The organism is Acidovorax sp. KNOB132, from assembly GCF_057541515.1.
The window spans coordinates 1-5,485 of the sequence record NZ_BAAJYT010000240.1 but is presented as its reverse complement, the minus strand read 5'-3'; the positions used below and the strand labels follow the sequence as shown (position 1 = coordinate 5,485).

Annotated in this window: 4 protein-coding genes; 3 read left to right on the top strand and 1 reads right to left on the bottom strand. The window is 68.0% G+C overall.

Features of this window, described 5'->3' with window-relative positions; genetic code table 11:
- Positions 1 to 22: 22 nt before the first annotated feature.
- Positions 23 to 1,354, bottom strand: a complete 1,332-nt coding sequence (locus tag AC27IO_RS19890; protein WP_498740366.1) for a methyl-accepting chemotaxis protein — start codon at positions 1,352 to 1,354, stop codon at positions 23 to 25.
- 338 nt (positions 1,355 to 1,692) lie between these two features.
- On the opposite strand from AC27IO_RS19890, the gene AC27IO_RS19885 reads away from it, so the two are divergent.
- From AC27IO_RS19885 to AC27IO_RS19875, 3 genes are all read left to right on the top strand, one after another.
- Positions 1,693 to 2,898, top strand: coding sequence for a M20 aminoacylase family protein (locus AC27IO_RS19885; RefSeq protein ID WP_272549320.1), 1,206 nt, complete (start codon positions 1,693 to 1,695; stop codon positions 2,896 to 2,898).
- Positions 2,899 to 3,051: 153 nt separating this feature from the next.
- Positions 3,052 to 4,155 carry a M14 family metallopeptidase gene (locus AC27IO_RS19880; protein ID WP_284431658.1) on the top strand — a complete coding sequence of 368 codons (1,104 nt, stop codon included), beginning with the start codon at positions 3,052 to 3,054 and terminating at the stop codon, positions 4,153 to 4,155.
- Between the two features lie 197 nt (positions 4,156 to 4,352).
- A partial coding sequence (locus tag AC27IO_RS19875; protein ID WP_498740363.1) for a methyl-accepting chemotaxis protein occupies positions 4,353 to 5,485 on the top strand: 1,133 nt, incomplete at its 3' end.

The window sequence follows — 5,485 nt, the reverse complement described above, 5'->3', positions numbered from 1 at the left end:
TCGCTCACGCGCTGCACGCTGCTCACGATCTCTTCCATGGTCGTGCCCGCGTCCTGCACCAGCGCGAGCCCGCTTCCACCTTCTCGACCGAGTTGCCGATGAGCGCCTTGATTTCCTTGGCCGCTTCGGCCGAGCGACCGGCCAGGCTGCGCACCTCGCTCGCCACCACGGCAAAGCCGCGGCCCTGTTCGCCGGCGCGGGCGGCTTCCACCGCAGCGCTCAGCGCCAGGATGTTGGTCTGGAAGGCAATGCTGTCGATCACGCCGATGATGTCGGAGATCTTCTTGCTGCTGTCGTGGATGCCCTTCATGGTTGCCACGACCTGCGTCACCACGTCGCCTCCCTTTTGCGCGATGGCGCTGGCGCCGGCGGCCAGCTGGTTGGCCTCCCGGGCGTTGTCGGCGTTCTGCTTGACGGTGGAGCTGAGCTGCTCCATCGACGCGGCGGTCTGCTGCAGCGCCGAGGCCTGCCGCTCGGTGCGCTGGGCCAGGTCGTTGTTGCCGGAGGCGATCTCCGCGCTGGCCGTGGCCACGCCTTCGGCGTTGTTGCGCACGTTCACCACGACGTCCGTCAGCGAAGCCTGCATGGTCGCCATGGTCTGCAGCAGCGGACTGAATTCGTCGTGGGCGCTGTCCATCACGGGCTGGGTGAAGTTGCCCTGGCGCACCCGGTCGGCCACGTCCTGCGACACCTTCACGCGGGTGCGCAGCAGCCTTGCGATGTACCAGGAAAAAGCGATCAGGCCAATGGCGATCACCGTGACCAGGGCGGTGAGCTGGCGCCGCGTGGCGTCGGCAGCGGACTGGATCCCCTGTACCTCCGTTGCCAGCGTTTGGCTCTGGCGCTCGCGTTCGGCCTTCAGCCAGGCCTGCATGGGCATGAAGGTGGGAATGGTCCTTTCCATCAGCATGGACTGCGCCTGCGGCTGCTGCCCCCCACGCACCAGGGCCATGTTGGCCTCGGCGGCGGGCCAGGTGGCGCGCTGCAGCTGTAGCCAGTCGCGCTCGAAGGCGTCGCGGCCGGCCTGGTTGGTCACCCCCTGCAGGAACGCGTCATCGTTGCGGGTGATCTGCTGGCGCATCGCGTCGATGTCCTTGGCCGCGGCGTCGATGCCCTGGGGCGACTGCACCAGCAGCGCCTGGCGCAGGTCCAGCAGCACTTGCGTCACGCTCAGCTCGGTGCTGGCGATGAGCCCGAGCTGGAGCACGCGTGTCTTGCCGGCCACGTCGGCCAGCCGCGCCACTTCCGAGAGCTGGAGCCAGGAGGTGAGGGCAAGGGCCGACAGTGCGGCGATCAATAGCAGGGACACGCCATGCAGGCGGGTGCCGATGCTCAGTCCGTTGAAGAATTTCATGGGGTTTCCTGGCTCTCTGCGCTGAAGGGATGCCCTGGGGGGCATCGGGGGATCGGACCGGTGGAAGATGGCTTGGACGTGGCACGTAGCGGTGCCCATTCGATCGAGTTTGCGAAGGGCCGAAACCTGCAGGCTGCGTGCTGGCCTGCTGGGACTATCGGCATCCTATGGAGGCGATTAGCATCCCAGGTTGCGCCAGGTCAATCAAAGCAGTTTCCGGCGTGTGGGGCAGGCAGGCCCTAGACTCGGTGCGTCAGGCATGCATGTTGCATTCCTGCCCTTCTTTTTCGTCATGGTCGCTGGGTCCAGCCCTGGTGCACCGCTAAAGGAATGTTCCTATGAAAGTCCTCGACTCCATCGTTGCGCAGGCCGCCGGCATCGCCGCTGTGCGCCGCGACATCCACGCGCATCCCGAACTGTGCTTTGAAGAAGTCCGCACCGCCGACGTGGTGGCCGGCAAGCTCACCGAATGGGGCATTCCCATCCACCGCGGCCTGGGCAAGACGGGCGTGGTCGGCATCGTGCACGGGCGCGACGGCGGCGCCTCGGGCCGGGCCATCGGCCTGCGCGCCGACATCGACGCGCTGCCCATCACCGAATTCAACACCTTCGCCCACGCCAGCACCCACCCCGGCAAGATGCACGCCTGCGGCCACGACGGCCACACGGCCATGCTGCTGGCCGCGGCGCAGCACTTCGCCAAGCACCGCGACTTCGACGGCACCGTGTACCTGATCTTCCAGCCGGCGGAGGAGGGCGGCGGCGGCGCGCGCGTGATGATCGAGGATGGCCTGTTCGAGCAGTTCCCGATGCAGGCCGTGTTCGGCATGCACAACTGGCCCGGCATGAAGGCCGGCCAGTTCGCCGTGAGCCCCGGCCCGGTGATGGCCTCCAGCAACGAGTTCAAGATCGTCATCCGCGGAAAGGGCAGCCACGCGGCCATGCCGCACATGGGCACCGATCCCGTGCCGATCGCCTGCCTGATGGTGCAGGCCTTCCAGAACATCATCAGCCGCAACAAGAAGCCGGTGGATGCGGGCGTGATCTCGGTCACCATGATCCACACCGGCGAGGCCACCAATGTGGTGCCCGACAGCTGCGAACTGCAGGGCACGGTGCGCACCTTCAGCGTCGAGGTGCTGGACATGATCGAGCGCCGCATGAAGCAGGTGGCCGAACACACCTGCGCCGCGCACGAGGCCACGTGCGAGTTCGAGTTCGTGCGCAACTACCCGCCCACCATCAACTCGCCTGCCGAAGCGGAGTTCGCGCGCCAGGTCATGGCCGGCATCGTGGGCGAGGCCAACGTGGTGCGGCAGGAGCCCACCATGGGCGCGGAAGACTTCGCCTTCATGCTGCAGGCCAAGCCCGGCGCCTACTGCTTCATCGCCAACGGCGATGGCGACCACCGCGCCATGGGCCATGGCGGCGGCCCCTGCACGCTGCACAACCCGAGCTACGACTTCAATGACGACCTGATCCCGCTCGGCGCCACCTACTGGGTGCAGCTGGCACAAGGCTGGCTGTCCCGGCCGGCCGGCTGATCCGCTGGCGCGTGCCGGCCTCCATCCTGGCTCCCACGGGCGCCGGATGGCATTCCTGTTTTTCGGGTGCTTCGGGCGCCTGCGCCCTGCCGCTCGCGGCGGGGTTTTTGCGTTGCCTTTTTTTGCCTCCCGGCCTCTTGAACGGAGATCTTCATGATCGGTATCGCCCCGGCGTTTTCCCCCAGCTACGCGCGCGCCCGCACCCAATTCCTGGAGGCCGCCGCGGCCGCCGGATTGCTGGTGGAGTCGCACACGCACCCGCTCAAGGGGCGCGACGGCGAGACGCTGGCGATGGACGTGGTGCGCGACGGCCCGGACCATGCGCAACACCTGCTCATCGTGAGCAGTGCCTGCCATGGGGTCGAAGGCTACTGCGGCAGCGGCGTGCAGGTGTTCGCCCTGCACGACGAGGCCTGGCGCGCCAAGGCCCGCGAGCAGGGCGTGGCCGTGCTCTACGTGCATGGGCTCAACCCGTATGGCTTCTCGCACATCCGCCGGGCCACGCACGAGAACGTGGACCTGAACCGCAATTTCCACGACTTCACCCGGCCGCTGCCGGAGAACGCGGCCTACCGCGAGATCCAGCCGCTGCTGCTGCCCGACCAGTGGCCGCCCACGGCCGAGAACCGCGAGGCGGTGTTCCGCTTCATCGCCGAGCGCGGCGAGGCCGCGTGGCAGGCCGCCATCAGCCGCGGCCAGCATGAGTTTCCGGGTGGGCTGTTCTTCGGCGGCACGGCCCCGACCTGGAGCAACCGCACCTTGCGCCAGGTGCTGCGCGAGCAGGGCGAGCACGCCCGGCGCATCGCCTGGATCGATCTGCACACGGGCCTGGGGCCGAGCGGCCATGGCGAGCGCATCTATGCCGGCCGGGACGATGCCGCCTCGGTGCAGCGGGCGCGCGACTGGTGGGCCGGCGGCGGCGCCACGCCGGTCACCTCGATCTACGACGGTTCGTCCACCTCGGCTTTTCTCACGGGCCTGATGTGGAACAGCGTGTACGAAGAATGTCCACAGGCCGAAATCACCGGCATCGCGATGGAATACGGCACGGTGCCGGTGCTGGAGGTCATGCAGGCCCTGCGCGCCGAGCACTGGCTGAACCTGCATCCGGAGGCTCCGGCTGAGCTGGCAACGCAGATCAGGGCTCAAATGCTGGCCGCCTTCTACACCGACACCGACGCCTGGAAAGGCCAGGTGGTGAGCCAGGCGCGACAGTCGATGTTCCAGGCCGTGGACGGGCTTTGCGGCCCCGCATAGCGCTGCGGCGATAGATCCTCTGCATCCGTGGGACACGGGGGGCTGGCATTTCCTGCGAATAACGCGAACAATGTCCCCTGCGCACCACCCGCAGTGTCCCGTATGGCCCGCCATGCGGCGGCGCTGTCAAAACAATCAAGGCACAGGGGATCGCTATGGAGGTTGGACAAGGACGGAACACGCTCGCACGCCGTTTGATGCTCATCAACGGGGTCATCCTGCTCCTGCTTGGCGGGGTGGCGGTCGCGATCTGGATCATGATGGGGCAGGTCACCGAGGACGCGGAGGTGGTCCGCTCCAGGAACGTGCCGCAACTGCAGCGGATCGCGGCCCTGGAGCTGAACGTGACGCGGGTGTCGCTGCAGCTGCGGCACTCGATCCTGTCGCGCACACCCGAAGAGCGGAATGCCGCGTTGGCCGACATCGCCGAAAAGCGCCAGCTGCTGCAAAAGACCCTCGAAGAGTTCGGCGCCAACATGGTCACCGACGACGGGCGCCGCGCCTATGAGCCCCTGCCCGCGCTGATGCGCGCGTTCTGGGCCACCGGCGAGCAGAACCTCGCGCTCATCCAGGCCGATCGCAAGGAGGAAGCCTTCGCCTTCCTGGTGGACCAGACCATTCCCGCCCGCAACCGCCTGCTGGCACCCTTGGGCCAGGAAAAGGACCGCCAGGGCGAGCGCCTGTCCTCCCGTATCAACGACGTGAAGGAATACGCGGCCACGGGCCGTGCGGTGGCAACGGCCGCGGTGCTGGCCGTGGTGGCTTGCCTTGCCGGCCTGAGCGTCTACCTGCGCACGGTGGTGCGGCAGCTCGGCGCCGATCCGTCGGAGCTCAAGCGTGTCGCGGACGCGGTGGCGGCGGGCGATCTGGCTTCGCGCGTTCCCGTGCGGCCGGGGGATACGAACAGCATCATGGCGGCGATGGCCAGCATGAGCGCGCGGCTGGCTTCGGTCGTGCGGACCGTGCGCAACAGCGCCGAAAGCGTGTCCGGTGCCAGCAGCGAGATCGACGCCGGCAACCACGACCTGTCCTCGCGCACCGAGCGGCAGGCCTCGGCGCTGGAGCAGACCGCGGCGTCGGCGGAGCAGCTGGGCAGCACCGTGCGCCAGAACGCCGACAGTGCGCGCCGGGCCAACGAACTGGCGCAGACCGCCTCGTCGGTGGCCGAGCAAGGGGGGGCGGTGGTGGCCGAAGTGGTGGACACCATGCGCGGCATCCAGGACAGCAGCGGCAAGATCGGCGAGATCATCGGCGTGATCGATGGCATTGCCTTCCAGACCAACATCCTCGCCCTCAACGCCGCGGTGGAAGCGGCCCGCGCGGGCGAGCA